The 19,649-nt window shown below is 56.9% G+C and carries 7 protein-coding genes and 1 pseudogene; all 8 read left to right on the plus strand.

The window, feature by feature from the left end; translation table 11 throughout:
- Positions 1-12: 12 nt before the first annotated feature.
- The 8 genes and pseudogenes from ACR42C_RS00285 to ACR42C_RS00320 all read left to right on the plus strand — a co-directional run bounded on the left by ACR42C_RS00285 (position 13) and on the right by ACR42C_RS00320 (position 19,509).
- A complete protein-coding gene (locus tag ACR42C_RS00285) occupies positions 13-966 on the plus strand; it encodes a GlxA family transcriptional regulator (protein WP_479984614.1) in 954 nt (317 codons plus the stop codon).
- A 237-nt stretch (positions 967-1,203) separates the two neighbouring features.
- Entirely contained in the window at positions 1,204-2,844 is a 1,641-nt protein-coding gene (locus ACR42C_RS00290) for a ShlB/FhaC/HecB family hemolysin secretion/activation protein (RefSeq protein WP_166709615.1), read from the plus strand.
- A 14-nt stretch (positions 2,845-2,858) separates the two neighbouring features.
- On the plus strand, positions 2,859-15,233 hold the full coding sequence (locus tag ACR42C_RS00295; RefSeq protein WP_479984615.1) for a hemagglutinin repeat-containing protein: 12,375 nt from the start codon (positions 2,859-2,861) through the stop codon (positions 15,231-15,233).
- Between the two features lie 13 nt (positions 15,234-15,246).
- Positions 15,247-15,618, plus strand: coding sequence for a DUF6911 family protein (locus ACR42C_RS00300; RefSeq protein ID WP_395313491.1), 372 nt, complete (start codon positions 15,247-15,249; stop codon positions 15,616-15,618).
- Between the two features lie 634 nt (positions 15,619-16,252).
- Positions 16,253-17,413, plus strand: a pseudogene (locus tag ACR42C_RS00305) (VENN motif pre-toxin domain-containing protein); the annotation flags it as partial.
- Positions 17,410-17,664 carry a hypothetical protein gene (locus tag ACR42C_RS00310; RefSeq protein ID WP_479984616.1) on the plus strand — a complete coding sequence of 85 codons (255 nt, stop codon included), beginning with the start codon at positions 17,410-17,412 and terminating at the stop codon, positions 17,662-17,664. The pseudogene ACR42C_RS00305 and the gene ACR42C_RS00310, both read left to right, overlap by 4 nt.
- Before the next feature lie 56 nt (positions 17,665-17,720).
- Positions 17,721-18,038, plus strand: coding sequence for a hypothetical protein (locus ACR42C_RS00315; RefSeq protein ID WP_479984617.1), 318 nt, complete (start codon positions 17,721-17,723; stop codon positions 18,036-18,038).
- Positions 18,039-19,017: 979 nt separating this feature from the next.
- Positions 19,018-19,509 (plus strand): hypothetical protein, encoded by a 492-nt coding sequence (locus ACR42C_RS00320; protein ID WP_479984618.1) that lies wholly within the window; start codon positions 19,018-19,020, stop codon positions 19,507-19,509.
- Positions 19,510-19,649: the final 140 nt, after the last annotated feature.

A 19,649-nucleotide genomic window follows, 5' to 3' on the forward strand; every position in this document is an offset into this window, starting at 1 on the left:
AAGGAGAGACAGATGTCGCTAGTCAACGTCGCGATTGTCGCGGTAGACGGGTTCAGCCCGTTCCACTACTCCGTTCCCTGCATTCTGTTTGGCGATTCGGTCTCCGGCGAAAAGCGCTTTAATGTGACGATCTGCGCCGAAACGCCGGGGTTTCTTAGCTCAAAAGACGGGTTCGCCCTCAATGCCACGCATGATTACACCGCCATCGGGCAGGCCGATATTGTTGTCGTTCCCTACTGGCAGCACGTTCTTGAACGTCCGCCTCAGACGCTGCTAGACAGCCTGGTACAGGCGAGAGACCGCGGCGCAGAAATCGTCGGGCTATGTCTGGGGTCTTTTGTGCTGGCCTGGGCGGGGATCCTCGACGGTAAACGGGCCGCCACCCACTGGGAATTTGAACGCCAGTTCCAGTCGCTCTTCCCGAACGTCGAGCTGGATATCAATGCCCTCTACGTGGATGACGGCAATATCATCACCTCTGCCGGTACCGCGGCCGCGCTGGACTGCTGCCTGTATATTATTCGCCAGCGCTTTGGCAGCGTGGTCGCCAACCAGATTGCCCGCCGGATGATTGTACCGCCGCACCGCGAGGGCGGGCAGGCGCAGTTCATCGCCCAGCCGGTACCGAAAGATACCCGTGACGCACGCATTAACTGCCTGATCGACTACCTGCAGCAGCACATTACCGAACCGCATAGCCTGGACTCGCTGGCGGAGGTGGTTTCGATGAGCCGCCGCACGCTGACCCGCCATTTTATTAAAGCCACGGGCATGAGCGTCGCCGACTGGCTTACCGCCGAACGCCTGCGGCGCAGCCAGATTTTGCTTGAAGCCGGAAATATGCCCGTTGAGAGCGTGGCGGAGCTGGTGGGATTTAATTCCGCCGTCACCTGGCGGCAGCAGTTTAAGGCACGCTTTGGGGTGAGCCCTGCTGAGTGGCGGAAAACGTTCCGTCTGCATATTTAATGCATTGCAGCTAACTTAAGATTTAAGGGTTAGTTAAACATTTCTTATTTTTTGTTAAGTGACTTCTTACGCTTCTAAAATAATCTTTTTTAAGATGCCATAACTTAAATTAGATATACTCGCCTTAAGAATGCTCTTATATTGTACAAATTATAATTGCGTCTTAATTTTGTGGCATGGATGAACACGTCTAAAATAAAAAATAAAATAATTTCATTTAGAAATTATGCTATTGCTATGTTCCTGGCTGCGCTATTTTCAGCGAGCGCTAACGCTGCACCGCTGTCTCCAGCGGATCGCGATGCTATTCAACAGCAACAGCAGCAGCTTTTACTTCAAAACCAGCAGCAGCGTGACGAGCTGGAGCGGAGTATTCCCCTCCCCGAGCCCGCCAGACCAGGGCCTGTTACCGGCTCCGGGCCCTGTTTCACCATTAACAGCATTACGCTTTCCGGCGCGACCTTAATCTCTCCAAAAAACCAGCATAACCTTGTTGCGCCGTGGCAAGGACAGTGTCTGGATATGGCGAAAATAACGGAGCTTCTGGCCCATATTTCTGACTGGTATATCAGCCGGGGATATATCACCAGCCGCGCCTTTCTTACCGAGCAGGATCTCTCCGGGGGCCAGCTGAATATTGTTGTGCTGGAAGGCCGGCTGGAAGCGATTCGCCTGGAAGGTGAAACGCCGCGGATGCTGAAAATGGCGTTTCCGGGACGGGTGGGGCGCATCCTTAATTTACGCGACATCGAACAGGGCATGGAGCAAATAAACCGTTTGCGCGCCGAGCCGGTTCAGATTGAAATTCTTCCGGGAACCCAGCAAGGATATTCGATTGTTAATCTCACGGCAAAACCGGAATTTCCGTTAAGTGCATCGGTAAGCCTGGATAATAGCGGGCAGAAGAGCACCGGTGAAGAGCAGCTTAATGGCGTGCTCACCGCCAATAATATGCTGGGGCTGGCGGATAAATGGTTCGTCAGCGGCGGGCGCAGCAGCGATTTTGCCAGCGCGTACGATGCGCAGAATTTCCAGGCGGGCGTCAGCGTGCCGTTTGGCTACGGCCTGCTGGACTACAGCTATGCCTGGAGCAACTACCGAACCACCATCAATAACCAGGGGTTCAACTGGCTCTCTACGGGCGATACCAAAACCCACCGCGTCAACGCGTCGTGGGTGGTTTTCCGCAACGGGGATGTGAAAACCGGCATCGCGGCAGGCGTGGTTCAGCGTTCAAGCCGCAACTGGCTCAACGACGCGCCGCTTCAGAGCAGCACGCGCAATCTCTCCAGCCTGATCCTGGGCGTTACCCACACGCAAAAAATGCTGGGCGGCGTCGCGACCTTCAACCCGACCTGGAGCCACGGCATGCCGTGGTTCAATGCCGAAACCGACGAAGATAAATCCGGCGATATGCCGCGGGCTGAATTCCGCAAATGGAGCCTGAACGCCAGCTTCCAGCGTCCGATAGCCCGTAACGCCTGGTGGCTGACCAGCGCCTACGGCCAGTGGTCGCCTGACCGGCTGTACGGCTCCGAGCGTCTGACGCTCGGCGGCGAAAGCTCCGTGCGCGGTTTTAAAGAGCAGTATCTGTCCGGGGATAACGGCGGCTACTGGCGTAACGAGCTGGGATATTCCCTCTTCACCCTCCCGGTGATTGGCGCGGTGAGCGCCACGGTCGCCGTTGACGGCGGCTGGCTGGAGAAAGACAGTCAGGACCGCTTTGCCTCCGGCACGTTGTGGGGTGCCTCTGTGGGCCTGAGCAGCGCCGGGCGCTGGTACAGCAGCCAGGTTTCAGTTGGCACGCCGCTGCACTATCCCGACTGGCTCGGCCCGGATCATGTGAGCGTTAACTGGCGCATTGCCTTTATGCTTTAAGAGACTCTACGACTATGGATACCCGTCACCCTCCCGTTCGCTTCTCGCAGCGTCTGATTAGCTGGATTGTCTGCGGCCTGATGGTCTGGCAACCGATGGCACCTGCCGTCGCGGCGGCGCTCACGCCGACCGGGCAGACCACGGTGGATCGGGCGGGGAACGGGGTTCCGGTCATCAATATCGCCACGCCGAACGGGGCGGGTATTTCGCATAACCAGTTCCAGGATTACAACGTCGGCAAAGAGGGGCTTATCCTCAATAACGGCACGGACCGCTTAACCCAGACCCAGCTGGGCGGGCTTATCCAGAACAACCCCAACCTGCAGGCCGGGCGGGAAGCGAAAGGCATCATCAACGAAGTCACGGGAGCCAGCCGCTCGCAATTGCAGGGCTATACGGAAGTCGCCGGCAAGGCGGCAAACGTCATGGTGGCTAACCCGTACGGTATCACCTGTAACGGATGCGGGTTTATCAACACCCCCAATGCCACGCTGACTACGGGTAAACCGCAGTTTGACGCTAACGGTAACCTGCTGGCGCTGGACGTGACGAAAGGGGCCATCACGGTTGAAGGCCAGGGGCTGGACGCCAGCAGGAGCGACGCGCTGTCGATTATTGCGCGAGCAACGGAAGTGAACGCCGCGATTCACGCGAACGACCTGAAGGTGACGGCGGGGGCGAACCGCGTTGGCGAAGATGGAAGCGTTAAGCCGATTGCCGGTGAGGGGGCCGCACCCGTCGTGGCTGTGGATACCGGCGCGCTCGGCGGGATGTATGCCAACCGTATCCGCCTGGTCTCCAGCGAGGCGGGCGTGGGGGTGAACCTCGGCAACCTCACCGCGCGCCAGGGGGATATTCAGCTTGATGCGGGCGGCAAACTGACGGTCTCGAACAGCCTTGCCAGCGGATCGATCGCCGCCAGCGGCGCGGGGGTGGCCCTCAACGGCAGCCATCAGGCCGGTGGCGCGCTGAACGTGACCAGCTCGCAGGATGTGGAACTCAATAACAGCATGCTCGCCAGCAGCGGCGATATGCGCCTTTCCGGTGAGGGAAAAGTGCAGATGACGGGCGGCGGGACGAACAGCGCGGGCGCGCTGGCGGTCGTGGGCAGGCAGGGGATTGCGCTTTCGGATGCGACGCTGACAGGCCAGGCCGACACCATGCTGTCTACCGACGGCAGCCTGACGCAGCGCGGCGGCAGCATCACCAGTAAAGGCGCGCTCAGCGTGGCGGCCGGAAAGGATATCGCGCTGACCAGTACCCGCGTCGGCAGCGATACCCGCACCACGCTGACCAGCGGCGGCACGCTGTCAGCCACGGGCAGTGCAATCTCGGCAGGGGAGAACCTTGCGCTGAGCGGCGGACAGCTGGTGCTGGACGGCCAGAGCCGGGCCGACGCCTCGGGCGATATCCGCCTGACGGGCAGCACCGTCAGTAACCAGGGTCAGGTGAATGCGGGGCGCGACGCTGCGCTCTCCGGCGACAGGGTGTCAAACGGCGGCCAGCTGGCGGCGAAAGGCCATCTGGATGTGAACGCCGGAGACCTGACGAACGGTGGTGCGGTTCAGGGTAGCGACATCACTTTACGGGGGCAGACGGTTACCAATAGCGGTACTTTGCAGAGCGCGGGAACGCTGGCGTTGAACGCCGGTATCCTGGAGCAGCAGGGCACGCTGAGCGCGAAAGGGGATGCGAACGTCATGGCGCAGCAAACCCTGCGTAACGGCGGCAGCCTGCTGGCTGACGGCGCGATGAACGTGACCGCAGGCACCCTTGAACAGAATGGCACCCTGTCCGGCGCGACGGCGCTGACGGCGCAGGCCGATACCCTGACCAGCGGTCAGGCGTCCCGTACCACCAGCCAGGGCAACGTCCAGCTTACCGCCAACCGTAGCGCCAGCCTGAACGGGCAGACGGACGCGGCGGGGGCATTAACCGTTTCCACCAGCGATCTGATCACCGATCGGGATGCCCGCCTGCAAAGCGGGCAGGCGCTTACCCTTCAGGCGCAGAATGCGACGCTGAACGGCACCCAGGCGGCGAAAGGAGCGTTGTTGGCGACCGCAGGCACGCTGGCGCACGCCGGGAAATCCACCGGTAACACCCTGAATTTTAACGCGACCAACGACCTGACCAGCAGCGGGGAACTTACCGCCGGTACGATCGGCCTCAGCGGACAGAACATCTTCCAGTCCGGCGTCGCAAAAGCGGACCGCATGACCCTGACGGCAGGCGACCGCATCACCACCCGCGGTTCGCTGGTGGCCGATACCCTGTCGCTGGACGGTGCGTCGGTGGAGAACGGCGGCCTGCTGCAGGGAACCAGCCTGCTCAGCCTGAAGACCGGATCGCTCGCGAACCTGACCGGGGGATCGGTCTACAGCGCGCAGGATTTAACGCTGAACATACCCGTGCTGGCTAACAGCGGTCTTATCACCACCGACGGCATGCTGCGCGTCAAAGGCGACACGCTGACAAACCAGGGTGAAATCAACGGCGTCAGTCTGAGCAGCGACTATCTCAACCTGAGCAACAGCGGACGCCTGCTGGCGGACGAGCGGATCACGCTGAACGGCACCACGCTGGTTAACGCGGGCAATATTGCGGCCAGCGACCTGCACGTGACGGCGAACAGCCTGCAAAACCAGGGCACCGTTCAGGGGGAAGATACCCTGACGCTCGGTGTGGCAGACATCAGTAACCGTGGCGCGCTGCGCAGCAGCGGAACGCTGACGCTCAACGGCGACACGCTTGCTAACAGCGGCGAGCTCAGCGCCACTGCGCTGCTGCTGAACCTGACCCGCCAGGCCGCCAACGATGCCGACGGGCGGGTGATTGCCCGGGACGGCCTGACCCTGACTACCGCCAGCCTGACGAACGGCGGGCTGATGGCAGGTACCGACGCACAGTTCAACAGCGCGGCAGTCACTAACGGCGGCACGTTGCAGGGAACCCATTCCCTGACGGCGACGGGGGCGCAGCTCAGCAATCAACAGTCGGGCATGCTGCTCTCCGTTGGCGCGCTCGATCTGCAACACACCACCTTAAACAACGCCGGGCTTTTGCAGGGCAAAACGCTAAACCTGGCCACCGGCGAGTGGATCAACACCGGTAACGCGCTGGGGGAAGCGGGCGTGACGGCGGAGGTGACCGGCGCGCTGACCAACAGCGGCAAGGTTCTCAGCCAGCAGGCGCTGGACGTTCAGGCCGGCAGCACCGATAACCGGGGCCAGCTGCTGGCGAAAGTGCTGACCCTGCGCGGCGATCTGCAGAACAGCGGCCTGCTTCAGGGCAGCAGCACGCTGGCCTGGTCCGGCGATACTTTCGCGAACCAGACCCAGGGGCAGGTGACGGGCGGCGAGACCCTGACCCTGAGCGGAAAAACCCTCAGCAACGCGGGCAGCCTTCAGGGGCGCAGCGCGACGCTTGGCGCAGAGAGCCTGAGCAACCGGGGCAGCGTTCAGGCGCTGGACGCCCTGACGCTTTCCGCCACCGGCAGGCTGGACAACAAGGGGGCTCTGCTCAGCCAGAACCTGTTTACGCTGACGGCGGCGCAGCTGTTTAACGACGGCCAGTTGGCCGGGAAGTCGCTGGCGGTGAACGCCGCGCAGCTGACCAACACCGGCATTCTGCAGGGTAACGACGCGCTGGCGCTGACCACCCACGCGCTGAGTAACAGGAATACCGGACAGCTGGTGAGCGGCATCAACCTGGATTTACACCTCGACACGCTTGATAACGCCGGTCTGCTGCTGGTGGACGGCGGGTTCACCCTCCGGGGAAGTGACCTGACGAACCAGGGGGATATTCAGGCGCAGAGTCTGGATCTTGGCCTGAGCAACACCCTGACAAATACGGGGAACCTCGTTGCCACTGAAAATGCCATCCTTAACGCGACGACGCTGACCAGCAGCGGCACGGTGGCGGGCAAAACGCTGACCGCAGGCGCAGCGGAACTGCGCAACAGCGGCCTGATGCAGGGCAGCAACGCCGTTAACGCCACCGCCGATCGCTTTATCAACGAGCTGAACGGCAAATGGCTCTCCGGCGGCGGCTTCACGCTGAAGGGCGGACAGCTGACGAACGCCGGTACGCTGCAGGGCGCGACGCTGGGCATGACGGGCAGCACCCTAACCAACAGCGGCACGGTGAACGGGCTGACGGGACTCAGCGGCACGCTCAGCGGGGCGTTAACAAATACCGGGCTGCTGCAGAGCGGCGGCGCAACCACCTTCACCGCGGACACCCTGGAGAACCCGGGGCGCATCATGGGCGGCACGCTGTCCCTCAACGCTCGCGATCTCAACAACGGTGGGCTGATGCAGGGAACGAACGGCCTGGCGCTCACCGGCGCCACGCTGACCACGAGCACGAATTCGCGCACGCTTTCCGGCGGCATGCTGACGCTGGATGCCGGCCAGTTGACCACCCAGGGCACGCTGCAGGGGAACGGCGCAGACGTCCGCGCCACCGACTGGTCGCACGGCGGGTCACTGCTCAGCCAGGGAACGCTGACGGCAAATGCAGGCGGCACGCTGACCTCAACCGGCTCGCTGATGAGCCAGGGCGGAGCGGACATCACCGCCCGGACGCTGGATAACCGCGGGCAGCTTCTCAGCGAGGATAACGTCACGCTCGGCGGCAGCACGCTCAAAAACAGCGGCACCGTGCAGGGGAAAAGCCTCACGCTGAGTCAGAGCAGCATTAACAACCAGGGCACCTTAACCGGCCTGCAGAGCCTGACCCTGCAGGGGCAGCAGCGGCTGATGGCGCGCATGGCGATGGCCGCGCCGCAGCAGGAACTCATTAACGGCGCAGGCGGCAAGCTGCTTACTCAGGGCACCCTGACGATGACGTCCGGCGCGGTGACCAACGCCGGAAGCTGGCAGGCACAAAATATCCTGCTCAACGCCCAGTCGCTCACCAACAGCGGCGCGGTGCAGAGCGCAGACGCGCTGCAGATGACGCTGGCCGACACGCTCACTGGCACCGCAGGCAGCAAGATTACCGCGCTGGGCAGCGCGACGCTGCAGGCTGCCACGCTGGCGAACCAGGGGCAATGGGCGGCGAAAAACCTGACGCTGAAAAGTGGCACGCTCAGCAACAGCGGCGCCATCAGCGGCGTGAACGGCCTGACCCTCAGCCAGACCGGCGCGGTGAGCCAGCAGTCATCTGGCACCCTGCTCTCCGGCGGGGCGCTGAACGTCACGGCGGCCAGTGTCACCAGTGACGGGAAGATTCAGGGGAGCACGCTCGGCATCACCACCGGGGCGCTCACCAACGGCGGACGTTTGCAGGGCGATAACGGCGCGACGCTGGCCCTCAGCGGCACGCTGACCAACAACGGCGGGGGCGAAATCGTCAGCCGCGATGGCCTGACGCTGACCACACCCGCGTTGTTTAACTACGGCCTGATCCAGGGCGGCGGCGAGACGCGCGTGACCGCCTCCTCGCAGGCGCGTAATGACGGCAGGCTGCTTTCCGGCGCGCGCCTGACGCTCGGCACGCCGCAGTTCACCGGCACCGGCTGGCTGCAGGCCACTGACCTGATCCTCAATGCGGCGAACGCCACTAACGGCGGCACGTGGGTGGCCGACCGGGCCACCCTGACCGGCACCACGCTTGCCAGCCAGGGCACCACCCAGGCGGGACAGCTGACGGTTAACTACGGCCATCTGAACAACAGCGGCACGCTGCTCGGCAACGCGCAGCTGAATATTAATGCCGACCAGGTGACCCAGAGCGCGGGCGGCAAGCTGCTGAGCGGCGGCAACCTGTGGCTGCAGAGCCGGGGGCTGGACCTCACCGGCCAGCTGGTTTCCCTGGGCGATTTAACGCTGCAGCTGACGAACGCGTTTACCAGCCGGACCGCCGTGGCGGCAGGCCGAACCCTGACCATCAGCAGCGGCGGCGACATCGATAACCGCAGCGTGCTGCAGGGGCAGGCGGTTAACCTCAGCGCGGGCGGGCAGCTCAGCAACAACGGACAAATCACTACCGGCGGCGGTGCCAGTATGCTCTCTGGCAGCAATGTGGCGCTGAACGCCGCGGGCTCGGTGCAGGGCGGGGGCGATATCACCGTGGCCAGCCGGAGCAATATTACCGTCGACGGCTTCACCGGCACGCGCGGCTCGCTGACTCTCAGCGCGCCGGGCGCCATCGTCAACACCGCGCTGCTGTATGCGGCCAATAATCTGGCGCTGTTGGCCGACAGCATCACCAACCAGCGCGGCGACATCATGGCGGGGAACAACCTGTGGATGCAGCGGGATGCAGCGGGGAATGCCAATAGCCAGGTGGTGAATACGTCGGGGAATATTGAGACGCAGGGTGGTGATATTACGATCAAAACAGCATATCTGCGCAATGAAGCAGAGGGGCTGGTCGTTAATCAGCGTGAGCAGCAATATCCGGATGCCATTCCGAAGCAGTCACCTTATTTGCATGGTTCCTATTACGGTAAGCAGAAACCCGATATTGAAATCAGTCTGGAAGAGTGGAAGCACAACGGCACTAACGTGGTGTTTGATGAATATGAAGAATGTCGGGCAGGTGGGGGCAATAACAGCGGGCAGTGTACACGTGGGATTGTATATCGTCTTCTCGGAGAAGATATCAGGCAGTTTATCCTCAGCGAGTCAGTCGTAGAGGCTTCAGCTACAGGAGGTGCGGCTCGTATCACCGCTGGACGTGATATCACTGTTAATGCCGGAACCCTGGATAACCGCGCGAGTAATATTCTGGCGGGGCGTAATATCTCCCTTTCTGGTGGGACATTAAACAATTTCTCAGCCGAAGCCGGTCGGCGTATTACCTACGTGCAGGCAGAGTATCATTGCGAGTGGTTTTTCTCAGATTGTGCTGACCCTAAATGGACACCGTTGTCGTCATACGGTGAAGGTAAATGGTACTGGTGGGATGATGACCAGCGAAAATATCGTAGCTGGGTACCCTATAAACTAGGCGAACAAAAAACGGAATATACTGGTGAAAGTAGTACGTATCGCGCCGTCATTCAGGCAGGCGGTAACGTCACCGCGAACTTCACCAGCAATATCAGCAACACCAATACCACCGCCAACGCGGGCGGCGTCAGCAACGTTATCTCCGCGCCGTCCCTGAACACCCTCAGCAACCAGACCATCGGCAGCGGGGTGCAAAAACAGGGGCTGAGCAATACCGGTACCGTGGCGGTAAACTCGCCGCAGTGGAACGATCAGCTCCAGGGTGCGCTGCAGCAGCTTAACGGCGGCGGGGCGCTGGAAAATGGCGGTGCGTCCGGCACGTCTCTCAGCAACATTGCCACCACGCAGAAAGGCAACGCCAATCTCGGCCAGCTGGGCGCGCTGGCGAACGCCGGGGCCACCACCGCCGATCTCAAAACCGCTCAGGGCGGTGCAGTAGGGCATTATCAGGGCCAGCGCGTCGATACCAGCGCTTACCCGCTGCCGTCGGGCAACAACGGCTATTTTGTCTTCTCCGACAACCCGAAAAGCCAGTACCTGATCAACATTAACCCGAAACTGAACGGTCTCGGGCAGCTTGATCCCGCCCTGTTTGCCGACCTGAACGCGATGCTCGGGATCAAACCGACGTCCACTGCGCCGCAGGAGACGCGGCCGGCGTTTACCGACGAGAAGCAGTTTCTCGGCTCGTCTTATATGCTGGGCCGCCTCAACCTGAATCCGGATTACGACTACCGCTTCCTCGGCGATGCGGCGTTCGATACCCGCTATGTCTCCAACGTGGTGCTCAACCAGACCGGCAACCGCTACCTGAACGGCATCGGCTCCGATCTGGATCAGATGCGCTATCTGATGGACAACGCCGCGGCGGCGCAGCAGTCTCTGGGCCTGCAGTTTGGCGTCTCGCTGACTGCGGATCAGATTGCCGCGCTCGACCACAGCCTTCTGTGGTGGGAGAAAGCCACCGTCAACGGCGAAACGGTGATGGTGCCGAAACTCTACCTGTCGCCGAAGGACGTCACCGTCAATAACGGCAGCGTGATCGCGGGCAACAACGTCACCCTGAAGGGCGGCAGCATCACCAACAGCGGCAGCTCGCTGCTGGCGAATAACAGCCTGACGCTCGACAGCCAGAACAGCATCAGCAACCTCAACAGCGGCCTAATGAAAGCGGGCGGCGACCTGAACCTGAGCGCCATCGGCGACATCAATAACATTAGCTCCACCATCAGCGGTAAAACGGTCGCGCTGGAGAGCCTGGACGGCAGCATCAACAACCTGACCCAGGTTGAACAGATTGATATCAATGCCAAAGGAAAATACAGCAACATCAGCCTGAAAGACACGCTGCTGGGCAACACGGCGTCCATTACCGCGCAGGATGGCCTGTCGCTTGAGGCGGGGAAAAACATCACCGTGACCGGGGCGAACCTGGCCTCCGGCGGCGACATGCTGCTGAACGCGTGGGGCGATATTGCCGTCAACGCGAATCAGATCAACGACGCATACAGCTCCAGCCGGGAGAAAACCAGCCGCTCGTCCGTCACGTATCAGGGCAGCAACGTCACCGCGGGCGGCAACCTGCTGGTGAATGCCGGGCACGACCTTGACGTGACCGCCAGCGACCTGAAGGCGGGCGGCAGCGCGGGGCTGAGCGCGGGCAACGATCTCAACCTGAACGCGGCACAGACCAGCAAAAGCAGCCAGAAAGGGAAAAGCGAATCCCACAGCACCGGGATCGACCGCACCACAATTTCCGCAGGCGATAACCTGGTGCTGAAGGCCGGGCAGGATATCAACGCTCAGGCCGCCGCGCTGGCGGCGGAGAAAAATGTCGGGCTGCAGGCGGGTCGCGACGTGAATCTGGCTGCGGAAAAGACCACGCAGGGCGACAGCTACAGGTCAGGCAAGAAAACCGTTATTAACGAGTCGGTGCGTCAGCAGGGAACGGAGATCGCCAGCGGGGCGAATACGCAGATCCTTGCCGGACGCGATGTCACCACCGAAGCCGCGCAGGTGACGGCGAAGGGCGATATTGGCGTGGCGGCAGGCCGCGACGTCAGCCTCGATACCGCAACTGAAAGCGATTATCACTACAAAGAGCAGACCAAAACTAAGAAAGGTTTCCTCAGCAAGAAAACCACCCACACCATCGAGGAGAACAGCGCGACGCGTGAATCCGGCTCATTGCTGAGCGGCGATAACGTGCAGGTGGTGGCGGGCAATAACCTGCAGGTGTCAGGCTCCGCCGTGGCGGGCGATGGCGACGTGCGGCTTAAGGCAGGTAACAACGTTGATATCGTGGCGGCCACCAACACCGACACCTCCTGGCGCTTTAAGGAAGAGAAAAAATCCGGCCTGATGGGCTCAGGCGGGATTGGCTTCACCATCGGCAGCAGCAAAAGCACGCACGATCTCCGTGAGAAGGGCACCACCCAGAGCCAGAGCTTCAGTACGGTGGGTTCGACGGGCGGCGTCGTTACGATTTCTGCCGGAAACCAGGCCCATGTCGGCGGCGCGGATCTTATCGCCGGGAAGGATTTAAGCCTCAGCGGCGACAGCGTCATCATTGAGCCGGGGCATGACAAGCGCACCCGGGATGAGACCTTCGAGCAGAAGAAAAGCGGGCTTACCGTGGCGCTCTCCGGCACCGTCGGCAGCGCTATTAACAATGCCGTGAGCGCGGCGCAGGAGACCAAAGAGCAGAGTGACGGCCGTCTGAAAGCCCTTCAGGCCACCAAAACGGTGCTGTCCGGCGTGCAGGCCGGGCAGGCAGCGGATATGGCGGCAACCACCGGCGACCCGAACGCAATGGGGGTGAGCCTCTCGCTGACGACCCAGAAGTCGAAATCACAGCAGCATGCTGAGAGTGATGCGGTGGCAGGCAGCACGCTGAACGCAGGCAATAATCTCACCATCACCGCGAACGGCAAAAACAACGGCGTGAACAGCGGTGACATCGTGATTGCGGGCAGCCAGCTGAAAGCCGGGGGCGACACCACGCTGGATGCACAGAACGACATTCTGCTGTCCGGCGCTGCGAACACCCAAAAAACCAGCGGCAAGAACAGCAGCAGCGGTGGCGGTATCGGCGTGAGCATCGGTGCCGGAGGTAGCGGCGCGGGTATCAGCGTGTTTGCCAACGTTAACGCCGCGCACGGCAAGGATAAAGGCAACGGTACCGACTGGACCGAAACCACCATCGACAGCGGCAAAACCGTCACCCTTAAAAGCGGGCACGACACCGTGCTCAACGGGGCCCAGGTTAACGGCGATAAAATCGTGGCAGATGTTGGCCACGATCTGCTGATGCGCAGCCAGCAGGACAACAGCGACTACGACAGCAAGCAGACCAGCGTTGCGGCGGGGGGCAGCTTCACCTTCGGCACCATGTCCGGTTCAGGCTATATCAACGCCAGCCAGGACAAGATGAAGAGCCGCTTTGATTCGGTGGCCGAACAGACCGGGCTGTATGCCGGGGACGGCGGCTTCGACATCACCGTCGGGCATCACACCCAGCTTGATGGCGCGGTTATCGCCTCCACCGCCACGCCGGATAAAAACAGCCTCGACACCGGGACGCTGGGCTTCAGCGATATCCACAACGAGGCGGACTTTAAAACCTCGCACTCCGGTATCAGCCTGAGCGGCGGCGGCAGCTTCGGGGATAAATTCCAGGGCAACCTGCCGGGCGGCATGATCTCCGCTGCGGGTAATAAAGGCCATAAGGAGGGCACTACGCAGGCCGCTGTGGCGGAGGGCTCCCTCACCATCCGCGACAAGGCAAACCAGAAGCAGGACGTGGCCGATCTGAGCCGCGATACCGAACATGCTAACGACAGCATCAGCCCGATCTTCGACAAGGAGAAAGAGCAGAACCGTCTGAACGCAGTTGGGATGATCAGCGATATTGGCAGTCAGGTGGCGGATATTGCCAAAACGCAGGGTGAGTTGAACGCGCTTAAGGCGGCACAGAAAGCATCCGGCGAGACTCTCCCCGCAAATGCGACAGAGGAACAGCGCCAGAACTATCTTGCGAAACTGCGTGATACACCGGAATACAAAGAGACGCAGGAAAAGTATGGTACGGGCAGCAATATGCAGCGCGGCATCCAGGCGGCCACAGCAGCGCTGCAGGGACTGGCGGGCGGCAATATTGCGGGTGCGCTGGCGGGGGCATCAGCGCCGGAGCTGGCGAACATCATCGGCCATCATGCAGGCATTGATGACAACACGGCGGCAAAAGCGATTGCCCATGCCATCCTCGGCGGCGTAACCGCCGCCCTTCAGGGCAACAGTGCGGCTGCGGGCGCAGCAGGGGCGGCATCCGGCGAACTGGTTGCGACAGCGATTGCCAGACAACTCTATCCGGACATAGATCCGTCGAAGCTGACGGAAGACCAGAAGCAAACCGTGAGTACGCTGGCGTCTGTTTCAGCGGGCATAGCTGGCGGGATTGCCGGGGGAAATACGGCTGGTGCGGCGGCTGGAGCCAGTGCAGGGAAGAATACTGTGGAGAATAACTATCTTAGCGTGTCTGAAAAGACAGAGCTTGAGCTGGCGAAACAGACTCTCCAGAACAGCAAAGACCCAAAAGAGCGTGAGTTAGCGAAACAGAAATATGACGCTCTGCGCGAGAAAGACATTACCAGTGATAAAGACGTTATTGATGCCTGCGGAAATGGTAATGCGGGTAGCTCAGCGTGTGCAGGTGCAAGACTAAAAGTCATTGCGACAAAAGAGGGGTATGAAGATGGCCCGTATAACTCGAAATATAGCCAACAGTACTCTGATGCGTATGGGCAGATAGTCAATCTCCTTGATATCACTAGTGTTGATGCACAGAATCAGCAGCAGGTGAAAGATGCCATGATTAACTATTTCATGGTCACCAAAGGGGTTGATCGTCAGACCGCAGAAAGCTACACCGAAACGAAGCAGGGTCTGGAGATCATTGCGACTTCAGTAACACCAATTTTGGGTTATGCTGCAGCAAAACAATTAAGTAAAATCGTTGATGCTAGTCTTAAGGTCGTGGCAAAAGGTAATGTTGATGGAGCTAAGTTCACTGATACTAATCAGGGGGCAAGACCTTCTAACTTAGCAGATGTGAATAAGCCAACACTCATTGATGGACGAATCCAAGCTAAAATAGATAAGCAAAACAAGCCTCTTCCTAACGGCAATATGGCTACAGCTCATGCAGAAGTAGGTGTTATACAGCAAGCTTTTGAAAAAGGGATGTCTCAAGGGCGTGAGATGACAATGAGTGTATCTAAAGAGCCTGTATGTGGTTATTGCCGCGGTGATATAGCAGCTATGGCTGATAAAGCGGGGCTAAAATCTTTAACAATTTATGAAGAGGCTACAGGATCAGTCCTCTTCTGGCAGCCTGGCATGAAATCTCTCAAGGTTAGGGATTAAAATGAATTTTAAAATGAGTTGGACACTGGACGAAATTGGTGGCAATAAACAGATCCAAAATTTGGATATGGTATTAAATCAGTTTGCACAAATTCAGGGAAAAAAAGGAACCCTTACTCTTGATATACTGAATAGTAGCGATGATAGCGCTGAAATGCTTCAGATTAGAACGGAGAATGGTTATTATTTGATAACATTAGGTGAAATTGTTGAGGATGAATACCAAGTAAGAACGTACTGGGATTCATCTAAACCTGATACAGGAATAGTGATTCTTGGAGATTACTGGCCAGAGTCTCAGCTTACAAAAGACTCTGAATTTATTGTAAAGATCTTAAAAGAGTTTTTTGATACTGGCAACGTATCAAAGGAACTTCTTAGTTGAAATATAAATCCAAGATTTCAGCATCCTAATTGATGCTGAAGTTTGCTTATATGATGGTGCCGCGATAGACCTTGTGTCACGGCTGGGCGGTAGCGTCTCCGGGCCAGGAAAGCGCGTCGGGATAAAAAGTTGGCAGGGTCAAAATGTTTAAGCAACATGGTCTGTAACCATCTGACTTAAAAAAAGGAAAAAGACTTTCATTCTCAATAAGTGCATCGGAGCGAGTTATTGTCGAGAATAATGCGTTGGGAGATAAGGACAAAAACTTCCTGTATATAGCTCTCCGTCCGGGCTGGCTGAAACCGGGAGTTGTGGATGCTGATGGTGACATTCAAGGGAATGGAATGTTGAAAGCTTCAATTGTTAAAGTACCCCCAAAAACTACAGACTTTTACAAACCCTGCTCAGGGATCTGTTATCACGCTGAGTTGAGTTAGTAAGCTTGGTAGAACACCTGGAAGTACAATTTACTATCCATCAAATACTGACCCAAGCAGTCAAGGAAGCTCATATATCAGAGTGGTGCCGCCAGGATCGACTCTTTTCCTGGATTAGAAAATGGCTTCTGGATATCGGTTAAAAAAATGGCCAGCCAACAAAGCCTGCTACAGATGGCATTGATACTCGTGTGAAACTTGCGAAACTGCGTGATACACCGGAATACAAAGAGACGCAGGAAAAGTATGGTACGGGCAGCAATATGCAGCGCGGCATCCAGGCGGCCACAGCAGCGCTGCAGGGACTGGCGGGCGGCAATATTGCGGGTGCGCTGGCGGGGGCATCAGCGCCGGAGCTGGCGAACATCATCGGCCATCATGCAGGCATTGATGACAACACGGCGGCAAAAGCGATTGCCCATGCCATCCTCGGCGGCGTAACCGCCGCCCTTCAGGGCAACAGTGCGGCTGCGGGCGCAGCAGGGGCGGCATCCGGCGAACTGGTTGCGACAGCGATTGCCAGACAACTCTATCCGGACATAGATCCGTCGAAGCTGACGGAAGACCAGAAGCAAACCGTGAGTACGTTGGCGTCTGTTTCAGCGGGTATGGCTGGCGGGATTGCCGGGGGGAATACGGCTGGTGCGGCGGCTGGAGCCAGTGCAGGGAAGAATAGTGCTGAGAATAATCTGCTCGGAACTGAAATCGATCAGGTTAAAGCTGCGCAGGCACATGGTGCCGATGTGCTGTCTTGTGCCGATAATCCTTCCGGCGAAGCCTGTAAGCGAGGCGAAGCAGTTAATAAAGCTTATGCCGGGGCATTAGCGACAGGTACTGTTGCTTTGCTGCCTGGTGGCGCTCAGGCCATGTGGGGACTCGGTGCTAGTGCGAATGCGGGGATCAATTATCTGGCAGATGGTACCATTGATCCGACAAATGCCGTGGTTGCTGGCTGGACTAATGTTATTACGATGGGAAGCGGATTCTGGTCATCTGTTGGCTGGAATGCTGCAGGTGGAGCGACTGCAAACTGGATAAATGGTGACAATCCTGTTTCTGGCGCAATTACAAATGGTATTGGTGCTGGGTTTGGTTATGTCGTTGGTTCAGGGATTTCTTTGGCTACAGGCAAGGTCACAAATGCTGTCGGTAAATGGGTCACAGATGGATGGGATCCCAAATATGATCCAACATGGATAAAATATACAGAAGTAAACCGAAATAGTATTATTCGAGAAGAGTTAAAACCAAGTAATATTCCTAGCTCTGCCGGTGACGTTGGAGGTTCTATTGGTTCAGAAATTGGGGGCAAAGTGACGGAGAAAGGACTTGATTTACTAGAGGATCAGAAGAAATGAAATATTCATCAAGAGTCTTAATTGGTCACATTGCTATATCTACGTGTGTTTTTTTATTCAGCATTATTGGGTTTGCTATTGCATCTTTTGCAATGAAATTCATATTTTCATTTTTAGTGTGGTTGTCAGATGGTAAATTTCAGTTACCTTTGTATGAGATTTTACGTAGCATTAAAATTGGTTCTGTCGGCGGAGGAGTGTTAGGTATCGGTATAGTCTTGTTCCGTTTATTTAAAGTAAAAGGATTTTAGTAATCTCTGTCTTTATTGAGGATGTTATCAACTCTCAAGGATTGCCGTGAGGGTCAATGATTCAGGCTGGAGCTTCTTCTGATGAAATTACGGCGGCCTTAGTGAAAAATGCCCAAGAACAGACGCCGGAAGGACAAAATCCTGTTGTAGGCTTACTTTCTGCATGGAGGGACTTTTTCGGGGTTCCGTTAGATGTTGTTCTCTCAAATGAGCAAATGACGCCTCAAAAAGCTGCTGAGATAATATACAATGGAGTTCCAACCAGCGAAGCAAAATTAATGCAAACAGAATATAACTTTTTAAAGGATGCAAAAATTAGCAGCCAAAAGAATTTGCAAAAGATCCAAAGAATGCTAAAGGGATGGAAGTGTTAAAAAAATCCATAATGTTTAGCGTTCTCAAGATATGGTTCGTATATTATATTAAGCAGGTATAGTGAATAGTGCCAGTAATAACAGCATGATAATGGATAAGTTATTGGACTCAGCACAAGGTGCTACGTCTACAAATAGACAGACATCTGTTGTATCAGGGTCTATGATAAATATGAATAATGCAGAAAATGATATTGAAGGTTTAAATAGTTACCTGGGCAATAGTCTTACTACACTTCATTGGATACACTCATAAACGGAAATTACAGTCGAACAAGTATATTCCAGAACCTGCAGGTATCACCGCATCCTGAATTCGGATATCGGCCGCAAATGGGGGTTTATGAGGTACTCAATGATATTACAATTTCATCAGGTATTGTGAAAGAAAACCCATTACTTGGCCCGGGAGGCGCAACGCAATATTTTATCAAGGATTACCGAGATAATTTACAATTGATCGATAAGATAGATCTGGAGCATTAAGAATGATTATGTCCCCTTACATCGAACATGCCGTAGCGCTGGCTTTATCAGTTGGGCATCACGTTGAGAACGTGTCTACTGGATGGTCAAAGATGAATCAGGTAATTGAGATGTCTGGAAGATTGACCCCTGAATTACGTCAATCAATTGAAGACAACATACCGAATCTTCGCTATTGGTCAACAAAGGGTACGCCTCATGATAAGCCACAAGAGGGATTTACGTGTGATGAGGACCAAGTGTCAATGTTTTTTAGGTGTTTATAACTAAATGAAAAATAATATATCTCCTCGAGTTTGTTAAAATGTAGCGTCAGGCTCATCCAATGTGCGAATCAAGGCTGAAGACCAGTAGCAAATCGTGATTACGCTGGCGTCTGTTTCAGTGGGCATTCCTGAAGACGCAGCCCGGATATCAGAATACCGAATACGGTCTGGGGAGTGACTTCTGGACGAAGGACAGCGCAGCGGCGGGATTACTGGCGGGCGCTGCGGTGACGGATGGCAGTGTCTCCATGGCGGCGATGGCGTCGGAAACGGCGAAGGTGGAGGTTGAGAATAACTCGCTGGCCGGGGATGAAGGCCGGAAGTCAGTTAAAGAGAGCGCTGAGTGGTGGAAAGCACAGGTTAGAGACAAGGTAGGTGAAGGCCCATTATCTGCAACGACCAATGCCGTCATCAACGCCCTTGCTGATACCGGAGATATTGCAATAGGTTCTGCAGGTTATGCTGCTGATGGCGCAATGGCTCTGACAGCCTGTGCGATAGGTGACAGTTACTGCGATAAAGCTCTTAGCGACCTGGAAGGTAAGCATCAGGGTGTTGCAAATACCATAAAAAACCTGATGAAAACTGAAACATGGTCAGCTATTGGTGAGATGGCAACTCAAGCCTGGGAGGGGAATCAACTTGCAGCGGAAAGGTTTGGAGCGCTGGCTGCATCGGTACTTCTGCCAGGCAAGAAAATACCTAATGCAAGTAGTTGAATTATATCTGAAAGTATCGCTTTTAGTGCAAAGCAGTTGGATAAGAAATTTAAACATGCTGCAGATTTTGGTGTAACAACAACTAAGAAAAATGGCGATACTATTGCAGAATATTAAACTGCTATAAAATCTCATCTGGA

This window comes from Enterobacter sp. MG-EB028 (genome assembly GCF_056673305.1).